The sequence below is a fragment of the Acerihabitans sp. TG2 genome (assembly GCF_035013185.1).
GTDB lineage: Bacteria > Pseudomonadota > Gammaproteobacteria > Enterobacterales > Enterobacteriaceae > Acerihabitans.
The window spans coordinates 64,631-86,433 of record NZ_JAYGJO010000008.1; the positions used below are offsets into that span (position 1 = coordinate 64,631).

The window sequence follows — 21,803 nt, forward strand, 5'->3', positions numbered from 1 at the left end:
AAAACACAATGACTTCATTATTTAATTAACCTTAATTCGACATTTTTTATTGATGTACTGCAAAGCGCGCTTCCAGGCGACTGAGCCCAAGTCCGTTAATCTTTTTGACCTTGATTTGCACTGGAATACGTTCTTTCATGGCTTCCACATGGCTTATCACGCCAATCGTTTTGCCGGTGGCATTGAGTGAATCCAGTGCATCGAGCGCAATATCCAGTGTTTGGGCATCCAGGGTGCCAAATCCTTCGTCGAGAAACAGCGAATCAATGCGGGTTTTATGGCTGACCAGATCCGAAAGCGCCAGGGCGAGCGCCAGACTTACCAGGAAACTCTCTCCGCCAGAGAGCGTGCGGGTATCGCGCACCGCGTCGCCTTGCCAGGTATCCACCACTTCGAGTTCCAGTTCTGCTGCGGATTTGCGTTGTAGTTGATAGCGGCCATGCAGGCGTGAGAGCTGTTGGTTGGCGAGGTAAATCAGGTGTTCCAGCGTCAGCCCTTGGGCAAATTTGCGGAATTTATCCCCCTCTTTGGAACCGATCAACTCATTGAGATAGCTCCAGTCCGCATAGTGTCGTTCGCTTTGCATTATCTGATCTAGCAGTGTTTGTTGCTCGAGGCGGTGTTGCTGATGATTAGCCAGTTGTTGCTGGATTTGGCCTGAAAGCCGCGCCTGTTCCCAGAGTCGGGTTTGCAATTCGGCTAGGTGTTGTTCGACCGCAGGCAAATCGGTTGCGACGTCCAGTGTGGCGGGGCGCTCATCCTGCCACTGCCGTAGACTGTGTTGCGCCTGTTGCCATAGTATGTCCGTCTGTTGGCGCCGTTGTTCCAATTGATCCCGCAATTTTTGCAATCGGTCACGTTCCTGCGCTGGCAGCAGTGCAGCGCGCAGCGCATCGACATTGGCAAAAGGACTCGAGACCAGAGCCTCGTCAAGGGCTGCTTGCGCCCGTTGCGCTTGTTCGGTAAACGTGGTCAATTGGCGCCGCTGCGCATCAATGTTCCCGGTAAGCCGGTGTAATTGTTCTTGCGCCTGTTGCAGATGCTGTTCCGCCTGGCGACGCGTGTGCTCTAGTTCCTGCGCCCGGGTACGTAATCGGGCGCCAAGCTGTGCCACGCTTAAATCACCACCGAGCCGAATGCGATTTTCCCTTAGTTGACCAAGCGTGCTGAGGGTCTGTTGATGTTGCTCGGCCAGGTGCTGGATCTGTTGCGTCAGATCCAGCAAAGTCTCCTGCTGATTAACCCGGTTGCCGTTAAGGGCGACAAGTTGATTTTTAACTTCGTGTTCCCGTTGACTATGTTCTTGCCATTGGCGCCATTCGTGTTGGCGTTCCGTCAGCCAGTGATCCATATCGCCATCCGCGGGCATTGTTAGCCCAAGCTGTGCGATGGCTTCGTCACGCTGTGTCACCCACTGTGCAATGTGGTGCGTTCGAGACTGGAGACGTTGTTGTACCTCGAGTAGCGTCTGCGCTGCGGCATCCCGCTGTTGGCTGGTCAGCGTTAATCGCCCTTCGGCCTGTTGGCAAAGAGTGTTGGCATCGTTAAGGGCATCGCGCGCCGTCTGCCAGCGTTGATTAAGCTGTCGTCGGGCATCCAGTCGGTGGGCCAATTCCTGTTCGTGGGTATCATGCTGTGTTAGCCAGTGGTTGACTGCAGCCGTATCGTCGGCGGACAGACTGACGCCTAGCGCGGCGGTGGTCTGATGCCAGTTTTCATCAAGCGTGATGGATTGCAGTTTTAGCTGCGTCAGCTCGTCGTTGATCTGGTGTAGTTGGGTTTGCAGCATGTCATAACGGGTTTGTGCCGCTACCACACCGGCGTTAATCTCTTTCACTTCTTTATCCAGCGCCAGCCGGCGCCGGTCGGTTTCCTCAGGGCGCAGAGCCTGATACGTGTCGATGCCCGGATGTTCGATGGCCCCGCAGACGGGGCACGGGATGCCGGGTTGTAAGCTTTTTCGGTGTTGTTCAAGCGAGACAATTTGCTGTTCCAGCACGTATCGGGCACGCACTTCTTCAAGCAGTGCCGTTTTATCTGCCTGGATGCGTAATTGCCCGCAGAGGCTCTCGGTAAGCTTGGCACACTCCTGCTGTAATTGGGTTTCGCGCAGTTGCTGCCTGGACAGATCCCGGTTCAGTGGTTCGATCTGCGTGCATAAGGTTGAAAGCCTGGCGCGCAGAAGGCTTTGTTGTTGGCTTTGTTGCAACTCGGTGCGCAGGTTGGTCTCTGAATATTCCGTTTCCAGCGTTTGCCGCTGTTGTTGCAGTGACGCCAGTTCCTGGTGGGCGGTATCGACGCTTTGGCGAATCTGGTTGGTGCTGTCCAGCGCAGATTGGCGGGCAGTTTCTCGTGCTTGCCATTCACCTGCCAACGCGGTGGTTTGGTGGGTTAGCTCGCTGATTTCGTGTTGCTCACGCCGATGATAAGCGACATTTTCGCGCCAGAGTGGCAACAGTTCCCCCCATTGTTGGCAAGGTGCATGTTGGCGCAGAAAACCTTCGGTTTCAGCGGCCAATGCCATGACTTGCCGTTGCTGTTGCTCAGTTACCGCGAGTGTCGCTTGTCGCTGTTTTAGTTGACCGATCAACAGGTCGTTTTGCTGCTGTTGTTGTACGGCCAGTTGATCGAGTCCGGCTATTTTTTGATCCAACGGAACGATCTGTTCATCGATCAACTGCTGCTGCTGCTGTTGGTACTCAGCCTGTTGCTGACTGGCTTGACGCGCAGTCTCCAGACCTGAGCTTAGGGGTTGCAGCGCTTGTTGCAGTTGGGTTTGTTGAACATCCGAGGCAATAAGATCATCGTGCTGACGGGTCTGGGCCTGGATGCAGGTTTGCAGTCCATCGAGCAACGGCCTGAGCTTTTCCGCCGGTTCTCCACGCGCCAAACGCCCGAGAGCATCTTCGGACTCATGGAGGGCAGTGTCGGTCGTTTGGCGTTCGGTCTCGGCTTTGGTGAGTTGATCTCGTCGCTGGCGATGCCCGGTCAGCCAGGCGTGATGCCGCTGCTCCAGTGCCTGCAGATCGTTGAGACGGGCCAATTCGGTTTGCTGAGCCAACTGTTGAGCATCAAGCTGCGCGAGTTGGCTTTCAGTGAGTAATTCGATGGCTGCGGCGCGCGCCTGCAGAATGTCGAGATCGGTTTTGACCTGTTTATGATGATCGAAAATATCGGCGGAGATGCGCCCATAGATATCGGTACCGGTGAGTTCTTCCAGCAGCTCCGCACGTTGTTTGGCATCGGCATTAAGGAAGGCGGCAAAGTCCCCCTGTGCCAGGAGTACCGATTTGGTGAAACGAGCAAAATCCAGCCCGGTGAGTTCGCAAGTCAGGCGCAGTTTATCGCTGATTTTTTCCGCCAGGATCACTCCATCTCCGATACGCGCCAGCTCTACCTTGATATCCTGCAGCTTGCCTTCAGGCTGATTTTTGGCCCGGCGCTGGCTCCAGAACGCACGGTAGCCGACACCCTTGACCTCAAATTCAACTTCTGCCAGGGATTCGGCAGTATGCCGAGTCATTAAATCTTGCCCCGGTGTCCTGTCCAGGCGCGGTGTGCGGTGATAAAGCGCCAGGCAAATCGCATCGAGCAGCGTGGTTTTGCCTGCGCCGGTTGGTCCGGTTATGGCAAATAGACTACTGCGATCAAAGGGCGCAGCGGTGAAATCGATTTTCCACTCACCCTGTAGCGCATTAATATTTTTTAGCCGAAGGGTCAAAATTTTCAATGCGTGTCTCCAGGTGTGGACTGGGCTGAATTAACGTCGTCGGCAACCTGTTGATATAAAATCCGAATCCGGTCAAGTTGTTCTGATTCCGGTTGAGGTATTAACGCCAATCGCCGTTCGAAAACGTCTGCTGTGCTCAGCTCAGTTAGCGTCTCGTGATGTTGGCGCGTCAGGGCCATCAACCGCTGTTCCCGATTTCGGCGCAGAAGCACGATTTCCACCGGCAGGTCGGCTGCCATTCGTTGGATCTGCTGCTGAATATCGTTGAGATAAACATCAGTGGTCACTTCGATATCCAGCCACACCGGAGGGCCTGGGGGGGTATGGCTAAACGCCTGAAGGCTGGCTTCGATTTCCGTTAGTGAACCTTTAAGCAGGCGCAGGGCTTGAGTTTCCGGTACCAACAGCGGCACGGTATCGGGCGAATTGTTTTCATCAAAACTGACCAGATTCACCTGTTTTGGTTGTCCGGCTTCATCGAAGCTCAGGGCAATGGGGGCACCGCAGTAGCGAATATGTTCTTGGCCAGCAACGCACTGCGGTCGGTGGATATGGCCCAGGGCAATGTAATCCGCCGGCGGAAACAGCTGGGCGGGAAATGCCTCCAGGCTGCCAATATAGATATCACGCACGGAGTCCGTAGTGCTGGCACCGACGGTGGTCAAGTGGCCGGTGGCGATGATTGGTAGCGACCCCGGCAGTTGCGCGCGCAGGTTAAGTGCCTGTTGGTATAGCGTCTGGTAATGTCCGGCAATGGCATCGACCAACGCCCGTTGTTTATCCGGCGCGGATTGTCCGGCGTGGCTTAACAGCATGTCGCGCGGTCTTAAAAATGGGATGGCACACAGAATGGCACCTGGCTTTCCGTTACGCTGGTTAAGCACCATCACTGGGTTATCGACACCGTTAGTCACCCCGACGCCTGCAATAACTCTCGTGTGCATACAAGCCAGCAGGGAACGGGATTCGTTTAAGGTTGCTACCGCGTCGTGGTTGCCGGCCATGACAATCAGCTCGCAGCCGGTGGGCTGTAGTGCTTGTAACGCCACCACAAAATGGTTAAACAGTTCGCGGGCATAACTGGGTGGGGTCCCAGTGTCATAAATATCACCGGCCACGATCACCGCGTCGACCTGGTGCCGCTCTACCTGCGCCACCAACCAGTCTAGAAATGCTTGATGTTCCCTGGCCCGACTTTTAGTGTAAAACGACTGACCCAAATGCCAGTCGGAAGTATGAATGATCCGCATGGAACTCCAGCGTGAGTGCTTACGTCAGGGTGAGAGTATAAAGCGTTCCCCTGGACGATGCCGTGGTAAAGGTTATCTTCGGCAAGTTATACCAAAAAAAAGGACCTGCAACTATGCTTGCAGCAGGAAGCGCTGATTTTAATAAATCTGTCATAAAAGTGACGCATAATGCCCGGGCATGTTAACCGCAGAGATTCATGGCAGGAAAATAATGGCAAAACGCATATTGGTCGTGGAAGATGAAGCACCGATTCGTGAAATGGTGTGCTTTGTATTAGAGCAAAATGGTTTCCACCCGATTGAGGCCGAGGATTATGGCGTAGCGGTCGGCTTAATGGCTGAGCCTTTTCCAGATCTGGTATTACTCGACTGGATGTTGCCGGGCGGTTCGGGAATTCAATTTATCAAACATATGAAGCGAGAGATACTCACCCGCGATATTCCGGTTATGATGTTGACCGCCAGGGGGGAGGAGGAAGATCGTGTCCGAGGACTGGAGGTGGGCGCGGACGATTATATCACCAAGCCGTTTTCCCCAAAAGAGTTGCTGGCACGAATTAAAGCAGTGATGCGCCGGATTTCACCGATGGCAGTGGAAGACAAAATCGAGGTACAGGGACTCAGCCTGGATCCTTCGTCGCACCGGGTAACCTCTAATGATCTGGCGTTGGATATGGGACCAACCGAATTTAAGTTATTGCATTTCTTTATGACCCATCCCGAACGGGTATATAGTCGTGAGCAGCTGCTCAACCATGTCTGGGGTACAAATGTCTATGTGGAAGACCGCACGGTGGATGTGCATATTCGCCGCTTGCGCAAAGCGCTGGAATCGGGTGGGCACGATAGAATGGTGCAAACGGTACGTGGTACTGGCTACCGTTTTTCGGCCCGCTATTAACGCGACATCAGAGGAGATCGCCTGGTGCTAGAACCTTTATCCTGGCGAAAATTGTTGGTGGAGTTGGGGGCTTTTTGCCTGCCGGCGTTGCTATTGTCGGTGTTTGTTGGCCACCTTGGCTGGCTGCTGGCAGCAGCGTTGCTGGTCGCACTGGTACGAAACTATTTTTACCAGCTGCGGCTGTCGCACTGGTTATGGCAGGATCTGCGCCGAACACCGCCAGTGGGTAAAGGCACGTGGGAACCGCTATTTTATGGTCTGCATCAGATGCAACTGCGTCATCGTCGTCGTCGGCGCGAGTTGGCGACCTTGTTCAAACGTTTTCGCAGCGGGGCCGAGACCCTGCCTGACGCCTTGGTAATGTTGACCATCGACGGTCATATCTTTTGGTGTAACGGTCTAGCACAGCAACTGCTGGGGTTTCGTTGGCCGGAAGATAACGGGCAACACATCTTGAATCTTCTGCGTTATCCTGAATTTAATGCGTATATGCACAGCCAGTCTTTTCAGCGTCCGCTCACGTTGCTGCTCAGTAATCAGCGTTATGTAGAATTTCGCGTCATGCCTTACACTGACGATCAGCTATTAATGGTGATTCGTGATGTCACGCAAATGCGCCAGCTTGAAGGTGCCCGGCGTAACTTTTTTGCCAATGCCAGCCATGAACTGCGCACACCATTAACCGTGTTGCAGGGGTATTTGGAAATGATGAATGATCTGGATATGGATCAAGCGATGCGGATCAAAGCTGTCCATACCATGCAAGATCAAACTCAGCGTATGGAACGACTGGTGAAACAACTATTGGTGCTATCGCGTATGGAAGCAGCACCTCAGGGAGAAATTAATGAACGGATCGATGTTCCTGCCATTCTGAAACGTCTGCAACAAAGCGCTGCGGGCCTCAGTCAAGGCCGGCACGATATGGTGTTTCGTATCAACGAACAATTGCAGGTGCGCGGCAATGAGGAGCAGTTACGCAGTGCCATGTCGAACCTGATTTATAACGCGGTGATTCATACCCCTGCTGGAACGCGTATCGAAATATGCTGGCAGCGTACTGCCGCTGGGGCGCAATTTCAGGTCAGTGATAATGGCCCGGGCATTGCCCCTGAACATCTGCCGCGCCTGACCGAGCGCTTTTACCGGGTCGATAAAGCCCGTTCACGTCAGACCGGGGGCAGTGGATTAGGATTGGCCATTGTTAAACATGCGCTGAGCAATCATGATGCGCGATTGGATATCATCAGCGAGCCGGGCGCGGGTACCCGTTTTGTATTTACTCTGCCTAACCGGTTGATTGTCCCGCCCCTTTTGTTGGAAAACAACGCAATAACCCAGCCGCCTGCCTAATCTGTATGATTAATCCCGCCCACAGGGCGTCTTGCCCTGACTACGGTTAATTCCCCTGGTCGCCGCGTTGGACAAGGCCGAGCTGAACGGCGGGGTACCCTTTTTTGTCCGAGTCGGCCCGACTAAAAAGCCTGGTATGATATCGGCTTTGAATAAATGGAATGTGAATAATTTTCATGTCTTATGAGGTTATTTCGCCGCCGGTTTGCAGGGTACATGTTACCATTCCCCTTGAAAAATGGACGTCCGGATGTCCATGAATAACGGACCGCAACTGTTTCCTTGGTGAACTATTTGGTCACTAGGTGGTTAACCGGCAATCCGCTGTCTTACATTCTCGATGATTTAACCCAACTTTGGGTGATACCTTATGCCTGCCGTGATATCGGAGCTATGTTATGTCGAAAAATTTGCAACGAGATGTTCCCCCTTTTCGCGCCGACGTGGTCGGTAGCCTACTAAGGCCGCAGGCCATTAAACTGGCGCGCCAGCAGTTCCAGCACGGTAGCATCACCGCGGCACAACTGCGTAGCGTGGAAGACCAGGAAATTACCCGGGTGGTTGCCCTACAGCGGGAGCTGGGTTTGCAAGTGGTCACTGACGGAGAGTTTCGCCGCGCCTGGTGGCATTTTGACTTTTTTGAAGGTCTGGATGGAGTGAGTGCTTACGACGCTGAGCAGGGTATTCAATTTAACGGCATCCAGACTAAAGCTCGCAGCATCAAGGTGACCGGTAAAATGGCCTTTAATCACCATCCGATGCTTGAGGATTTTCGTTTTCTGAACAGTATTGCCGGTGATGCGGTGGCCAAAATGACCATTCCCAGCCCGAGTGTTATGCATTTTCGTGGTGGACGTGCGGCGATAGATGCTGACGTGTATCCCGATTTGGCCGAGTACTTCGCCGATCTGGCACAGGTGTGGCACGATGCTATCGCGGCGTTTTATGCTGCCGGTTGCCGCTATCTTCAGCTTGACGACACCGTCTGGGCCTATCTTTGCTCGACCGAGCAGCAGCGGCAAATCCGCGAGCGCGGCGAAGACCCTGGACAATTGGCGAAAATCTATGCCGAGGTGCTTAATCAGGCGCTGGTGGGTAAACCTGACGATATGGTGATCAGTTTGCATGTCTGTCGAGGCAATTTTCGCTCTACCTGGATTTCCGAAGGGGGCTACGAACCGGTGGCACCTATATTGTTCGGCCAAGTCAATGTAGATGCTTTTTTCCTGGAGTATGATACTGAACGTGCCGGCGGTTTTGAGCCTTTGCGTTTTATCAAACCCGGTCATCAACAGGCGGTACTGGGGTTGATTACCTCAAAAAACGGGGAGTTGGAAGAGGCTGATGCCGTTGTGACCCGTCTGCAAGAAGCTACCCGCTATATAGCGTTGGACCAGTTATGTCTGAGTCCACAGTGCGGTTTTGCCTCCACCGAAGAGGGTAATTCGCTGTCGGAACAACAGCAATGGGACAAACTTCGCCTGGTAGTAGATGTGTCGAAGCGCGCCTGGTAATCCCTCCGGGGCAAGTTTGCTTGCCCCGGCTATACATCGTTTTTTATTATGGATTGGACAAGATTTAATCAGAACTTGTTCAGCTGATTTATCATGTTAACTCCCATAATAGTGAAAGTATTCACTAGCATAAGTGCTTTTTTTCAGGCGATAGTTCTGCATTGGGGTTAGTCTATTGCCTTGAAAGGCATAAAACGTTTAAATTGCGCGGTTTATTGTGCTAGGCGGCCTTGATGCGCCGATAGTCATAGGTTTTACTTATTTCTTCTTTCTCGAACAGGCACGGCATTATCCCATGAGTCAGCGTTTACGCTTCAACGATATCCTCGCACTCGGTTTTATGACCTTCGCCCTCTTTGTCGGCGCGGGCAATATCATCTTTCCTCCCTTAGTTGGGTTACAGGCCGGACATCATGTGTGGTGGGCGGCAGTCGGTTTCCTGATTACGGCCGTCGGTTTACCGGTGGTGGCGATCATTGCCTTGGCACGGGTTGGTGGCGGCATCGACGCACTCACGTTACCCATCGGGCGTAAAGCCGGGCTGCTGTTGGCGGTGGTGTGTTATCTGGCGGTGGGACCGTTGTTTGCCACGCCGCGTACTGCGGCCGTATCCTTTGAGGTTGGCTTGGCACCCTTTCTCAGCCAGGGGGTATCACCGACGCTGCCGTTGTTATTGTACAGCCTGGTCTATTTCGCGTTGGTCATTGGTATCTCGCTCTATCCCGGCCGCCTGCTGGATACGGTTGGGCATTATCTGGCGCCGCTGAAAATTGTTGCCCTGGGTATTCTGGGCATGGCTGCACTATTGTGGCCGGCCGGCAGTCCTGCACCGGCGACTGAGGTTTATGCCAATATACCGTTTTCCAAAGGATTTATCGAAGGCTACCTCACTATGGATACGTTAGGCGCCATGGTTTTTGGTATTGTGATCGTGAATGCAGCCCGATCGCGTGGGGTGAATAATGCCGCATTGCTTACCCGTTATACCATCCTGGCCGGACTGATCGCCGGCGTGGGGTTGGCCGCAGTCTATATCAGCTTATTTAAACTGGGTTCGGGTAGCAGCGTGTTAGTGCCTGGGGCCCAGAACGGCGCCAATATTTTGCAAGCCTATGTTAATTATACATTTGGCTTGAGTGGTGGCGTGTTTCTGGCGGTCCTGATTTTTGTCGCTTGTATGGTAACTGCCGTGGGGTTGACCTGTGCCTGCGCGGAGTTCTTCAGCGCACACGTGCCCTTATCTTATCGGACGCTGGTCTTTATTCTCGGGGCGTTTTCCATGCTGGTGTCCAATCTTGGGCTCGACCATCTGATCCAGTTTTCCGTTCCAGTCATGACAGCCATTTATCCGCCGTGCATTGTGTTGATTCTGATGAGTTTTACCCTGCGGTGGTGGAACAATTGCACCCTAATCATTTCTCCAATCATGTTCGTCAGCCTGGTGTTTGGCTGCGTGGACGCGCTAAAAGGCACCCCATTCCTCAATTTGTTGCCTGAGTGGGTTGCGCATTTGCCGCTGTCAGCCCAAAGGTTGTCCTGGTTGCCGCCGGCGCTGGCAACCGGTGCGCTGTTCGCCATTTATGATAAATTCGGGGCAAACCACGAGTTGACCATCAGGTCGTGACCGTTTGAGGTACGATTAACCACAGGAGGTTTTCCGTGGTTATTTTTTTGTTTAAAATCAACAGGGTTAATGGGCCATGCAACAACCACCCGCCACACTAAAAAGGGGTCTTACCACCCGGCATATCCGCTTTATGGCTTTAGGATCCGCAATTGGTACCGGGTTATTTTATGGCTCAGCCAACGCCATTCAAATGGCCGGTCCGAGTGTCTTATTGGCGTATTTGATCGGTGGGGTAGTGGCTTATATCATTATGCGCGCCTTGGGTGAAATGTCGGTCCATAGCCCTAATGCCGGCTCTTTTTCCCGTTATGCCCAGGATAATCTTGGCCCATTGGCGGGATATATTACCGGCTGGACCTACTGCTTCGAAATCCTGATTGTCGCCATTGCCGACGTCACCGCGTTTGGCATCTATATGGGCGTCTGGTTCCCTGCGGTACCGCATTGGGTATGGGTGCTCAGCGTGGTGCTGATCATCGGCGTGATTAATTTGCTCAATGTGAAGGCCTTTGGTGAGCTGGAGTTCTGGTTTTCTTTTTTCAAGGTCGCCACCATTATCGTCATGATCGTCGCCGGGCTGGGCATCATCATTTGGGGCATAGGTAATGGGGGGCAACCGACCGGCATTCATAACTTATGGACCAACGGCGGTTTCTTCAGCCATGGCGTTATGGGCATGATCCTGTCGCTGCAAATGGTGGTGTTTGCCTATGGTGGAATTGAAATTATCGGTATTACCGCGGGCGAAGCCAGCGAACCTGAAAAATCGATTCCTCAAGCCATTAACTCGGTACCTTGGCGGATCCTGGTGTTTTATGTCGGCACTTTGTTTGTCATCATGTCGATCTTTCCGTGGGATCAGGTCGGCACCGAAGGCAGCCCTTTTGTGTTGACCTTTCAGAAACTGGGCATCCATACTGCTGCCGGCATCCTTAATTTCGTGGTGCTTACGGCGTCGCTCTCGGCGATCAACAGTGATGTCTTCGGCGTAGGGCGTATGCTGCACGGCATGGCGGGTCAGGGACATGCTCCGGCGATATTCGCGCGGGTATCGCGTCAAGGTATCCCATGGGTGACGGTGCTGGTTATGATGATGGCGCTGCTGCTGGCGGTCTACCTGAATTACATCATGCCGGAAAACATCTTTTTGGTGATCGCCTCGCTGGCAACCTTTGCCACAGTATGGGTCTGGATCATGATTTTATGCTCACAAATTGCCTTTAGGCGCAAACTCAGCGCTCAGCAGGTAAAGGCGCTGGTATTCCCGATGCCGGGCGGCGTGGTGACCTCGGTAATAGGGGTGGCATTCCTGCTGTTTATCATTGGCCTGATTGGTTATTTTCCAACAACGCGGATTTCACTGTATGTCGGCGGAGTGTGGGTCGTGGCACTGTTAATGGGTTTCGTCATTATGCAGTGGCATAAGTCGCAGCGGTTGGCGACCAGTAGGAACGGTTGATCGAGGCTGAATCACGCGGGTACGGTGGCCAGGTTCATGGGTTTGGCCATAAAAAAAACCGCGGGGAAAACCGGCGGTTTTTTTACAGCATGTACCCGGACATAAAAACCAGGTACAGGTAACCTTATTACAGCAGGTTAGCGTTTTCAGACAAGTATTTGGCCACGCCTTCCGGGGAAGCACCCATACCTTCTGCCCCTTTTTCCCATTGAGCAGGGCAAACTTCACCGTGTTTTTCATGGAATTGCAGGGCGTCGACCATGCGGATCATTTCATCAATGTTACGGCCCAGCGGCAGATCGTTGACAACCTGATGGCGAACCACGCCTTCTTTGTCAATCAGGAACGACGCGCGCAGCGCCACGCCAGCTTCTGGATGCTCGATACCATAGGCTTGCATGATTTCATGTTTCACGTCGGCAACCAGTGGATAACGAACTTCACCGATGCCGCCTTTTTCTACCGGAACTTGACGCCATGCATTGTGGACAAATTCAGAGTCGAATGAAACACCGATGATTTCCACACCGCGTTCTTTAAACTCTTCATAACGCTTGTCAAAAGCAATAATCTCGGTTGGGCATACAAAGGTAAAGTCCATTGGCCAGAAAAAAACCACTGCGGGTTTGCCCTGGATGTGGCTTTTCAAGTTGAAATTATTGACGACTTCACCGCTGCCCAATACAGCTGCGGCGGTAAAATCTGGTGCTTGACGGGTTACCAGTACCATGTGTACTCCTGTAAAAAGCGGTTAGCTTAGTTGTTAAGTTAGCGTAGAAAACGAGAGCCAGTATAAGGTCTCGTTACCGGTCAAAAAAGGCTATGGGACCAATCAGTGAGATAGTTTTTACCTATCAAATGGTTAACATTCAAAACCAATGTTACAAAATAACCCTTTCTACGAAAAGGGCAAGCCTGATAAAAAGTGTATGATTTTTATCCATTGGGCTCAAGTGCCAGATAAGCGCCGCTGGCCGCAATGTGCATCAAATCGGGGTATAAACGCCAAAATATCTCCTCCAACGCGGAGTAATGCTGTTCGATCTCCGTAAAAATACCGCCGAGGGCTACCAGTCTCGGTCGCCGTTGCGCCATGCCGTTTAGCACCCGTTCCAGAAATCCCAGCTCGGCATACTGCTCAAGCCAGCGTTCACGCCACAAAAAAGTATTCAGGGATTGAAAGTCGTGTGGGGTACCTGGCAGCGAAGGGGCAATGGTGGACTCGGCGCTGAGAATAAACTCACGCAGTGATACCGTGGGTTCAACCCGCGACCAATGCCGTGCCAGGAAGTGATCCCAGACCACGTCCAGTGCAATGGGTGCCACACGCCGATAATCGCGACTAAATAATCCCTTGGCGGCCTTTACCTGTGGATGAACATCGGTCAGTACGTCGATACGCCGATGCATGCGGATACCTGCCACCACGGCGTCAGGAAACTGGCGATCGGGATTACCCCGAACAAAGTCCGCCATTAGATTGCCCAGTAATGAGCTATCGGCCAATGAGGCGAGATGAAGATGGGCGAGATAATTCATGGCTCGAGTTTGACACTATTCTCACTGTAAAGGCCATCAGTATCTGCTTTTTGTTAAGATAATGTTATAGCTGGTGCTGATATATGGAGGGATCCATGTTGGCTTGGGGGGGCGCTTGGCGCGATGGGTGGGATCCATGTTGGTATGGGGAGTGTTTCGCTTGGCTTGATGGGTGGGACCCATGTTGACATGGCAAGCGAAACCCACCCATGCGCACATGGATCATCTCCCATGCGGCAAGCGCCCCCTGTAGCATGCAAATAAAAGGAAATCGCCGAGATAAAAAAAAGGGGAATTCGCTTATTTCTTGCAGCTCGCGGCGCATAGCCCTAGACTAAGCCGCCTGTTTTTTGTCTTAAAGTGAATTCTGATGCGTGTGGCCGATTTTTCATTTGAACTACCTGAAAACCTGATTGCCCATTATCCACAGCCGGAGCGGAGCGCCTGTCGCCTGTTATCGCTGGACGGACCGTCGGGCGGGATGGAGCATGGTGTGTTCACCGATCTGCTGGACAAACTGCACCCCGGTGACTTATTGGTTTTCAACAATACCCGGGTGATTCCGGCGCGCCTGTTCGGCCGCAAAGCCAGCGGCGGCAAAATTGAAGTACTGGTGGAGCGGGTATTGACCGATCACAGTGTTTTGGCTCATGTGCGCGCCTCTAAAGCACCCAAGCCGGGAACCGCTCTGCTGTTGGGGGATGATGAAAGTATCCACGCTACCATGATCGCTCGCCACGACGCGCTGTTTGAACTGCGATTCGATGAGCAGCGCGACGTTTTAACCCTGCTCAACGAGGCGGGTCATATTCCGCTGCCACCTTACATCGATCGCCCGGACGAGGCGACGGATCGTGAACGGTATCAAACTGTCTATAGCGAGCGTCCAGGTGCGGTGGCCGCTCCCACCGCCGGGCTGCATTTCGACAATCCGCTGCTGGATGCGTTGCGCCAGAAAGGTATCGAGATGGCGTTTGTCACCCTGCACGTGGGGGCCGGCACTTTTCAGCCAGTGCGGGTGGACTCGCTGGAAAAGCATGTGATGCATTCGGAATACGCAGAGGTTCCTCAGTCTGTGGTTGATGCGGTATTGGCCTGCAAGCAACGCGGCAATCGGGTGGTGGCGGTGGGCACAACGTCGGTGCGTTCATTGGAAAGTGCGGCTCAAGCCTCCGGGGAAGGACCGTTGGTACCGTTTTTTGGCGATACCAGTATTTTCATTTATCCTGGTTACCGCTTTCGCATCATTGATGTGCTGGTCACAAATTTCCATTTACCTGAGTCAACCTTGATTATGTTGGTATCCGCTTTCGCCGGTTACCGGCATACTATGGCCGCTTATGGTGAAGCGGTCGCGCGGGGGTATCATTTTTTCAGCTATGGCGATGCCATGTTTATCACCGCCAATCCCGCTGCCGGCCAAGAAACGATCGGCAACGTTTAACAGGCTGGGTGGGTGCTCTGCCCAGCTATCTTGCCGGGGCTACGGCCCGGTAATTACTGCATTGGACTGTTTATCCGGTGTTGGAGGTTGAGTGAAGTATCAATTAATTAAAACCGATGGGCTCGCCCGCCGGGGACGACTGGTGTTTGATCGCGGCGTGGTGGAAACGCCGGCCTTTATGCCGGTGGGGACCTACGGTACGGTAAAAGGCATGACGCCTCAGGAAGTAACAGAAACCGGCGCGCAAATTTTGCTGGGCAATACTTTTCATCTTTGGCTGCGCCCCGGTCAGGAGATCATGAAACTACATGGTGACCTGCATGATTTTATGCAATGGCACGGGCCGATCCTGACCGACTCCGGCGGTTTCCAGGTGTTCAGTTTGGGTGATATTCGAAAGATCACGGAGGAGGGGGTACATTTTCGCAACCCCATCAACGGTGACGCCATCTTTCTTAGCCCCGAAAAATCGATGGAGATCCAGTATGATCTGGGCTCCGATATCGTGATGATATTTGATGAGTGCACGCCTTATCCGGCCGAGCACGATTATGCTAAAAAGTCGATGGAAATGTCGTTGCGCTGGGCAGTTCGCTGTCGGCAACGATTTGACGAAATGCAAAATAAAAATGCACTGTTTGGTATCATTCAGGGCGGTGTTTACGAAGATTTACGAGATGTATCGGTAAAAAGACTGGTAGAGATCGGCTTTGATGGTTACGCTGTGGGCGGCTTGGCCGTGGGTGAGCCGAAAGCGGACATGCACCGCATCCTCGAACACGTCTGCCCACAAATTCCGGCGGATAAACCCCGTTATTTGATGGGGGTGGGCAAACCGGAAGATTTGGTGGAAGGCGTGCGACGCGGCATTGATATGTTCGATTGCGTCATGCCCACCCGCAATGCCCGTAATGGACATTTATTTGTTACTGGCGGCGTGGTGAAAATTCGCAATGCCATCCATAAAAGCGATACATCGACGCTGGATGAACACTGTGATTGTTATACATGTCGCAATTATAGTCGTGCATACTTGCATCATCTCGATCGTTGCAACGAAATATTGGGTGCCCGTCTGAATACCATCCACAATTTGCGTTATTATCAGCGTTTGATGGCAGGTTTGCGTCAAGCTATTGATGAGGGTAAATTAGATCGCTTTGTTGAAGAATTTTATGGTCGAAGAGGGCAACCTGTTCCACCTTTAGTCGTCGAGTTAAATAACAATGAGGGAATTTAAATGAGTTTTTTCAGTTCTGACGCTGCTGCTGGCTCGTCTCAGGGAAGTCCTTACTCTCTGGTGATCATGCTGGTCGTATTTGGTTTGATTTTTTATTTCATGATTCTGCGTCCACAGCAAAAACGCGCTAAAGATCATAAAAAACTGATGGACTCCATTGGTAAAGGCGATGAAGTGCTGACTACCGGCGGTCTGGTTGGTCGGGTCACCAAAGTCTCAGACACTGGCTATATTTCGATTGCGCTTAATGATACCAATGAAGTGGTCATCAAACGTGATTTTGTGGCCGCTGTTCTGCCGAAAGGTACGATAAAAGCGCTGTAATAGTCGATTTTCCCGAAGGGAACTGCCGTGTTAAACCGTTATCCTTTATGGAAGTACATTATGCTTATCCTGGCACTCCTTGTCGGGTTGCTGTATGCGCTTCCAAATATATATGGTGAGGATCCGGCCGTACAAATCACTGGTGTGCGGGGTGCCGCCGCCAGTGAAACGACGCTGGACCAGATCCGAAACGTCCTGAATGAACAACATATCACCACTAAATCTATTGCATTGGAGAAAGGTGTAATCCTGGCGCGTTTCGCCAATCCGGACGTGCAGTTGCGCGCTCGTGAGGCGTTATTGGCCGCGCTCGGCGATAATTATGTCGTTGCGCTGAACTTGGCCCCGGCCACTCCGCCCTGGTTAGCAATGCTGGGCGCTGAACCGATGAAGCTGGGCCTTGATCTGCGTGGTGGCGTTCACTTCCTGATGGAAGTTGATATGAGCACCGCCCTGAGTAAACTCCAGGAGCAGACCATGGATACCTTGCGCACTGATTTGCGCGAAAAAGGCATTCCTTACGCGACGGTGCGTAAAACTGACAACTATGGCACCGAAATCGGTTTTCGGGATACGGCCGCGCGTGATCAGGCAATGTCCTACCTCTCGCCCCGCCACCGGGATCTGGTTCTGAGCGCAGTGGGCGACACAGGCCTGCGTGCTATGATTTCGGACACTCGACTGCGTGAAGCGCGAGAATACGCGGTGCAGCAGAACATCACTATCTTGCGTAACCGAGTCAATCAACTTGGTGTAGCAGAACCGCTGGTACAACGCCAGGGGGCCGATCGCATCGTGGTTGAACTGCCCGGCATCCAGGATACCGCCCGTGCCAAAGAAATTCTCGGTGCTACTGCCACCCTGGAATTCCGCCTGGTGAACACTTCAGTCGATGCTGACGCCGCCGCTAGCGGACGAGTGCCGGGAGATTCAGAGGTAAAATACACCCGTGAAGGCAAACCGGTCGTGCTGTACAAACGGGTTATCCTCACCGGCGATCATATCACCGACTCAACCTCCAGCACCGATGAGTACAATCGCCCGCAGGTGAATATATCGCTCGACAGTACCGGTGGCACCAATATGTCCAATTTTACCAAGGACAATATTGGCAAACCGATGGCGACACTGTTTGTTGAATATAAGGACAGTGGTAAAAAAGACGCCAACGGACGCGCTATTCTGGTGAAAAAGGAAGATGTCATCAATGTTGCCACTATCCAGTCACGTCTTGGCAACAGTTTCCGTATTACCGGTATCGATAATCCTAATGAAGCGCGTCAGCTATCGCTGTTGCTGCGTGCCGGGGCGCTAATCGCACCGATCCAGATTGTGGAAGAACGCACTATCGGGCCAACCTTGGGAATGCAGAATATTAACCAAGGGCTACAGGCTTGCCTGTGGGGACTGGTGGCCTCCATCGTATTTATGGTGGTGTGGTATAAGAAGTTTGGTTTGATTGCCACCACCGCGCTGGTAGCCAATCTGGTTATGATCGTGGGCATTATGTCCTTGCTGCCGGGGGCGACGCTAACCATGCCGGGTATTGCCGGGATTGTGTTGACCCTCGCCGTCGCGGTGGATGCCAACGTGTTGATCAACGAGCGTATCAAAGAAGAACTGAAGAATGGGCGCACCGTCCAGCAGGCCATCCATGAAGGTTATCGTGGTGCCTTCTCCAGTATCGTGGATGCCAACGTTACTACGTTGATTACCGCTATTATTCTGTATGCGGTAGGCACCGGTTCTATTAAGGGTTTTGCCATTACCACCGCCATTGGGGTTGCCACCTCGATGTTTACGGCGATTGTCGGCACTCGTGCCATCGTTAACCTGCTTTACGGCGGTAAACGTATCAGCAAGCTGTCAATTTAGGAGTGGGTCGTGGCTCAGAAACAACATAGTGTTGAAGATTTAAATTACGGTCGTAAAGTCTATGACTTTATGCGCTGGGATTATGTGGCGTTCAGTATCTCGATCACGCTGTTAATTATCTCTGTCGCCATTATGTCGGTGCGAGGGTTTAACTGGGGACTGGATTTCACCGGCGGGACGGTCATTGAAGTCAACCTTGAAAAAGCCGTTGATTTGGACGTCATGCGTAGTTCATTGGAAAAAGCCGGTTTCAAGGATCCCTTGGTCCAGAACTTTGGCAGCAGCCGTGATCTTATGGTGCGTATGCCTCCGGTTCAGCAAGGTGCCGGCCAGGAACTGGGTAATAAAGTGCTTGGTGTGATTAACCAGACGTTCAACCAAAACGCGGTGGTTAAACGTATTGAGTTCGTTGGGCCAAGTGTGGGCAGCGATCTGGCACAAGCCGGCGGTATGGCGCTGCTGGTGGCGCTGATTTGTATCCTGATTTACGTTGGTTTCCGGTTCGAATGGCGTTTGGCGCTGGGGGCAGTGTTGGCCCTTGCCCATGACGTGGTGATTACCATGGGGGTACTGGCGCTATTTCATGTGGAAATCGATTTGACCATCGTTGCCTCGCTGATGTCGGTCATCGGTTATTCACTTAACGACAGTATTGTGGTTTCCGACCGTATCCGCGAAAACTTCCGTAAAATTCGTCGCGGCAACTCTTACGAAATTATCAACGTATCTCTGACCCAAACGCTAAGCCGAACCTTAATGACGTCGGCCACTACCTTGATGGTGGTATTGATGTTGTTTATCTTTGGTGGACCGATATTGGCCGGCTTCTCGGTAACCATGTTGATTGGTGTGACCATCGGTACGGTCTCCTCCATCTATGTCGCCTCTGCCCTGGCACTTAAACTGGGCATGAAACGTGAACATATGCTGCAGCAAAAAGTAGAGAAAGAGGGCGCGGATCAGCCGTCCATGCTACCTTAACTGATTGTTGTAAAAAGACAAAAATCCCGCTTCGGCGGGATTTTTTTTGAGCGAAAACCAACGCGATAGGTCGCGGCCCCGCTAGGCGGGGCCCAGGTATTGGGCCGAGTATTGCCAACGCCTATGCAACAGGCAGTATGACGGGTATCAAGCGCTATTGCCGGGACCGCGGCTTGATAGCGTCGTGCGCAGCGGGGTTATCCGCACTGTTGGCGGTGATGCTGTGTAATCGAATATACCCCACTTGCTCAGGGGCTAGGCCGCTAAGGAGTAGCTCGATAGTGGCTTGGGGCTTGGGCAGCAGTGAAGCCGGTACGGTAATCGGCTGGCTAAGCGTATCGGCGAGCAGGGGTTTGCCGGAAGAGGGATCGACCTGACCCCAATCCACTATAGCGTGAAATGCTGTCAGAGGCGAGTTGTCGGCGGTGCGTATTTGCAGCAGTGCCCGAGAACCGTTGGCTTCGGTTCCCACCGGACCTAGGGATACCATCAGTTTACCGATTTGACTTTCCACCTGTGCACCGGTACGTGCTGCTGGGTAGAGATACACCCCGCCGGTAGACTGTTCATTAAGGGCATTTTGCTGCATCAACGCGGAAACCTGATGGTTGAGGTAATCTAGCCGCTGGTTAAGCTGTCTGACTTCACCCTTAAGTGCGGAGGAATTAGGATTCGGTTGTTGCGCACAGCCTGAAAGGAACAGCAACGCAGCAATAGCGTAAAATGAACGATAACTGGTTGTCATCAATACAGTTTCCTTTTTTTGTCAGTTAGCTACAGCTTAGCCTGTAACCCAGTAAATGTCATGGAATGAAAGGAGTACAAGCGCTCAGGATCACGCTATCTCATAGGGTTGCCTCTTTGTTGTCGCTGCGGTTCGCGCTAAACTATCTTATCCGTATCAGCCGTCAGGATGCCTTATGCATTGTCCATTTTGTTCCGCAGTCGACACCAAAGTCATCGATTCCCGTTTGGTGGGCGAAGGATCGCAGGTTCGCCGTCGCCGGCAATGCCTGGTCTGTAATGAACGATTCACCACCTTTGAGATGGCAGAGTTGGTTTTGCCTCGGGTGATAAAAAGTAATGATATCCGTGAACCGTTTAATGAGGACAAGCTGCGCGGTGGTTTCTTAAAAGCGCTGGAAAAAAGACCGGTAAATTCAGATGATGTTGAAATGGCGATCAATCACATAAAATCCCAACTGCGCGCCACCGGTGAGCGTGAAGTGCCCAGTAAAATGATTGGTAATTTGGTGATGGACGCACTGAAAAAACTGGATAAGGTTGCTTATATACGCTTCGCCTCGGTTTATCGCAGTTTTGAGGATGTGCGTGAATTTGGTGAAGAAATTGCCCGTCTCCAAGACTAAGGACCCTCGTGATGCAGCCAGATGAATTCTATATGGCCCGCGCAATTGAACTGGCTCGTCGAGGCCGGTTTACCACAGCGCCCAATCCGAACGTAGGTTGTGTCATTGTGCGCGAACGGCGGATCGTTGGAGAAGGCTATCATCTGCGCGCCGGGGAACCGCATGCAGAAGTCCATGCATTGCGCATGGCCGGCGACGCAGCTCGCGGTGCTACGGCTTATGTCACGCTCGAGCCCTGCAGCCATTACGGCCGCACCCCACCGTGTTGTGACGCGCTGATTGCGGCGGGCGTGGCGCGGGTGGTTGTGGCAATGCAGGACCCCAATCCCCAAGTCTCCGGCCGTGGTATGTACCGGCTCCAGCAGGCGGGCGTAGTGGTTGAACATGGCTTGATGATTAAAGAAGCGGAAAGACTTAATCTCGGTTTTCTTAAGCGTATGCGCACGGGGTTTCCTTATGTTCAGCTCAAGCTGGCCGCGTCTCTTGATGGGCGTACCGCAATGGCGTCAGGTGAGAGCCAATGGATCACCTCGACCCACGCACGACGGGACGTGCAGACTTTTCGTGCGCAAAGCGGAGCAATACTGTCAACCAGTGCCACGGTATTGGCCGACAATCCGGCTCTCAACGTACGCTGGGATGAGCTGCCGGAAACCCTCCGCACCGCTTATCCTCGTGAATCATTGCGCCAGCCGACACGCGTTATTATTGATAGCGCTAATCGGGTGACACCCGCGCACCGGGTTGTCTCACCAGGCGGACAGATCTGGTTGGCCCGTCTCTACCCCGATGGCCTGGATTGGCCGCAGGATGTAGAGCAACTGATCCTGCCGGCGCGGGGTAATGCCGATTCTCCAGGCGATACACCCAAGATTGATCTGGTGGCGTTGATGTTGCTGCTGGCTCAACGGCAGGTTAACAGCCTATGGGTCGAGGCCGGCGCTTCATTGGCGGGAGCCTTGCTTGGTGCAGGTTTGGTGGATGAAGTGATACTGTACTTAGCCCCCAAGCTGCTTGGCAGTGGGGCTCGTGGTTTATGCATGCTGCCTGGCCTGGAAACACTGGCTCAGGCGCCGGAGTTTACGGTGACCGATCTGCGCCAGGTCGGCCCGGATATCCGGCTACGGCTCAAACCTTGCTACCCGCAGTAATTGGGCCGAGCAGCGGGCAAAAGAATATGTTAGAATCCGCCCCCT

The 21,803-nt window shown here is 52.8% G+C and carries 17 protein-coding genes; 12 read left to right on the forward strand and 5 right to left on the reverse strand.

Annotation, left to right across the window (positions count from 1 at the left end):
* Nucleotides 1-46: 46 nt before the first annotated feature.
* Nucleotides 47-3,730 (reverse strand): SbcC/MukB-like Walker B domain-containing protein, encoded by a 3,684-nt coding sequence (locus SJI19_RS09455; protein WP_323478010.1) that lies wholly within the window; start codon nucleotides 3,728-3,730, stop codon nucleotides 47-49.
* Nucleotides 3,727-4,980, reverse strand: a complete 1,254-nt coding sequence (gene sbcD, locus SJI19_RS09460) for an exonuclease subunit SbcD (protein ID WP_323478011.1) — start codon at nucleotides 4,978-4,980, stop codon at nucleotides 3,727-3,729. Before sbcD ends, SJI19_RS09455 begins: the two co-directional genes overlap by 4 nt.
* Before the next feature lie 211 nt (nucleotides 4,981-5,191).
* Here sbcD and phoB point away from each other — a divergent pair, with 211 nt between their 5' ends.
* The 5 genes from phoB (at nucleotide 5,192) to proY (ending at nucleotide 11,834) form a co-directional block, all read left to right on the forward strand.
* Complete coding sequence (gene phoB, locus SJI19_RS09465) at nucleotides 5,192-5,881, forward strand: phosphate response regulator transcription factor PhoB (protein WP_323478012.1); 690 nt, start codon at nucleotides 5,192-5,194, stop codon at nucleotides 5,879-5,881.
* A 24-nt stretch (nucleotides 5,882-5,905) separates the two neighbouring features.
* Entirely contained in the window at nucleotides 5,906-7,234 is a 1,329-nt protein-coding gene (gene phoR / locus SJI19_RS09470; protein WP_323478013.1) for a phosphate regulon sensor histidine kinase PhoR, read from the forward strand.
* A 398-nt stretch (nucleotides 7,235-7,632) separates the two neighbouring features.
* Complete coding sequence (locus SJI19_RS09475) at nucleotides 7,633-8,748, forward strand: cobalamin-independent methionine synthase II family protein (RefSeq protein ID WP_323478014.1); 1,116 nt, start codon at nucleotides 7,633-7,635, stop codon at nucleotides 8,746-8,748.
* Between the two features lie 295 nt (nucleotides 8,749-9,043).
* Nucleotides 9,044-10,372, forward strand: a complete 1,329-nt coding sequence (gene brnQ, locus SJI19_RS09480; protein ID WP_323478015.1) for a branched-chain amino acid transport system II carrier protein — start codon at nucleotides 9,044-9,046, stop codon at nucleotides 10,370-10,372.
* Nucleotides 10,373-10,448: 76 nt separating this feature from the next.
* The gene (gene proY / locus SJI19_RS09485) at nucleotides 10,449-11,834 is read left to right on the forward strand and encodes a proline-specific permease ProY (protein WP_323478016.1); all 1,386 of its coding nucleotides are present in this window, start codon (nucleotides 10,449-10,451) and stop codon (nucleotides 11,832-11,834) included.
* Nucleotides 11,835-11,961: 127 nt separating this feature from the next.
* On the opposite strand, the gene SJI19_RS09490 is transcribed toward proY, so the two are convergent.
* Both SJI19_RS09490 and SJI19_RS09495 read right to left on the reverse strand, forming a co-directional pair.
* Entirely contained in the window at nucleotides 11,962-12,564 is a 603-nt protein-coding gene (locus SJI19_RS09490; RefSeq protein WP_323478017.1) for a peroxiredoxin C, read from the reverse strand.
* A 206-nt stretch (nucleotides 12,565-12,770) separates the two neighbouring features.
* Nucleotides 12,771-13,373: an ACP phosphodiesterase gene (locus SJI19_RS09495; RefSeq protein WP_323478018.1), complete on the reverse strand. Its 603-nt coding sequence runs from the start codon at nucleotides 13,371-13,373 to the stop codon at nucleotides 12,771-12,773.
* Between the two features lie 370 nt (nucleotides 13,374-13,743).
* Between SJI19_RS09495 and queA the strand changes: the two genes are divergently transcribed.
* The 5 genes from queA to secF all read left to right on the forward strand — a co-directional run bounded on the left by queA (nucleotide 13,744) and on the right by secF (nucleotide 19,237).
* Nucleotides 13,744-14,817, forward strand: coding sequence for a tRNA preQ1(34) S-adenosylmethionine ribosyltransferase-isomerase QueA (gene queA / locus SJI19_RS09500; RefSeq protein WP_323478019.1), 1,074 nt, complete (start codon nucleotides 13,744-13,746; stop codon nucleotides 14,815-14,817).
* A gap of 91 nt (nucleotides 14,818-14,908) precedes the next feature.
* The gene (gene tgt, locus SJI19_RS09505) at nucleotides 14,909-16,057 is read left to right on the forward strand and encodes a tRNA guanosine(34) transglycosylase Tgt (RefSeq protein ID WP_323478020.1); all 1,149 of its coding nucleotides are present in this window, start codon (nucleotides 14,909-14,911) and stop codon (nucleotides 16,055-16,057) included.
* Nucleotides 16,058-16,381: a preprotein translocase subunit YajC gene (gene yajC, locus SJI19_RS09510; RefSeq protein WP_323478021.1), complete on the forward strand. Its 324-nt coding sequence runs from the start codon at nucleotides 16,058-16,060 to the stop codon at nucleotides 16,379-16,381.
* Between the two features lie 27 nt (nucleotides 16,382-16,408).
* Nucleotides 16,409-18,256 carry a protein translocase subunit SecD gene (gene secD / locus SJI19_RS09515; RefSeq protein ID WP_323478022.1) on the forward strand — a complete coding sequence of 616 codons (1,848 nt, stop codon included), beginning with the start codon at nucleotides 16,409-16,411 and terminating at the stop codon, nucleotides 18,254-18,256.
* A gap of 69 nt (nucleotides 18,257-18,325) precedes the next feature.
* Nucleotides 18,326-19,237, forward strand: coding sequence for a protein translocase subunit SecF (secF, locus tag SJI19_RS09520; RefSeq protein WP_323478099.1), 912 nt, complete (start codon nucleotides 18,326-18,328; stop codon nucleotides 19,235-19,237).
* 154 nt (nucleotides 19,238-19,391) lie between these two features.
* Here secF and SJI19_RS09525 read toward each other — a convergent pair whose 3' ends face one another.
* Nucleotides 19,392-19,982 carry a DUF3251 domain-containing protein gene (locus tag SJI19_RS09525; RefSeq protein WP_323478023.1) on the reverse strand — a complete coding sequence of 197 codons (591 nt, stop codon included), beginning with the start codon at nucleotides 19,980-19,982 and terminating at the stop codon, nucleotides 19,392-19,394.
* Nucleotides 19,983-20,157: 175 nt separating this feature from the next.
* Here SJI19_RS09525 and nrdR point away from each other — a divergent pair, with 175 nt between their 5' ends.
* Nucleotides 20,158-20,607: a transcriptional regulator NrdR gene (gene nrdR / locus SJI19_RS09530; RefSeq protein ID WP_323478024.1), complete on the forward strand. Its 450-nt coding sequence runs from the start codon at nucleotides 20,158-20,160 to the stop codon at nucleotides 20,605-20,607.
* 11 nt (nucleotides 20,608-20,618) lie between these two features.
* Nucleotides 20,619-21,758 carry a bifunctional diaminohydroxyphosphoribosylaminopyrimidine deaminase/5-amino-6-(5-phosphoribosylamino)uracil reductase RibD gene (gene ribD, locus SJI19_RS09535; protein ID WP_323478025.1) on the forward strand — a complete coding sequence of 380 codons (1,140 nt, stop codon included), beginning with the start codon at nucleotides 20,619-20,621 and terminating at the stop codon, nucleotides 21,756-21,758.
* Nucleotides 21,759-21,803: the final 45 nt, after the last annotated feature.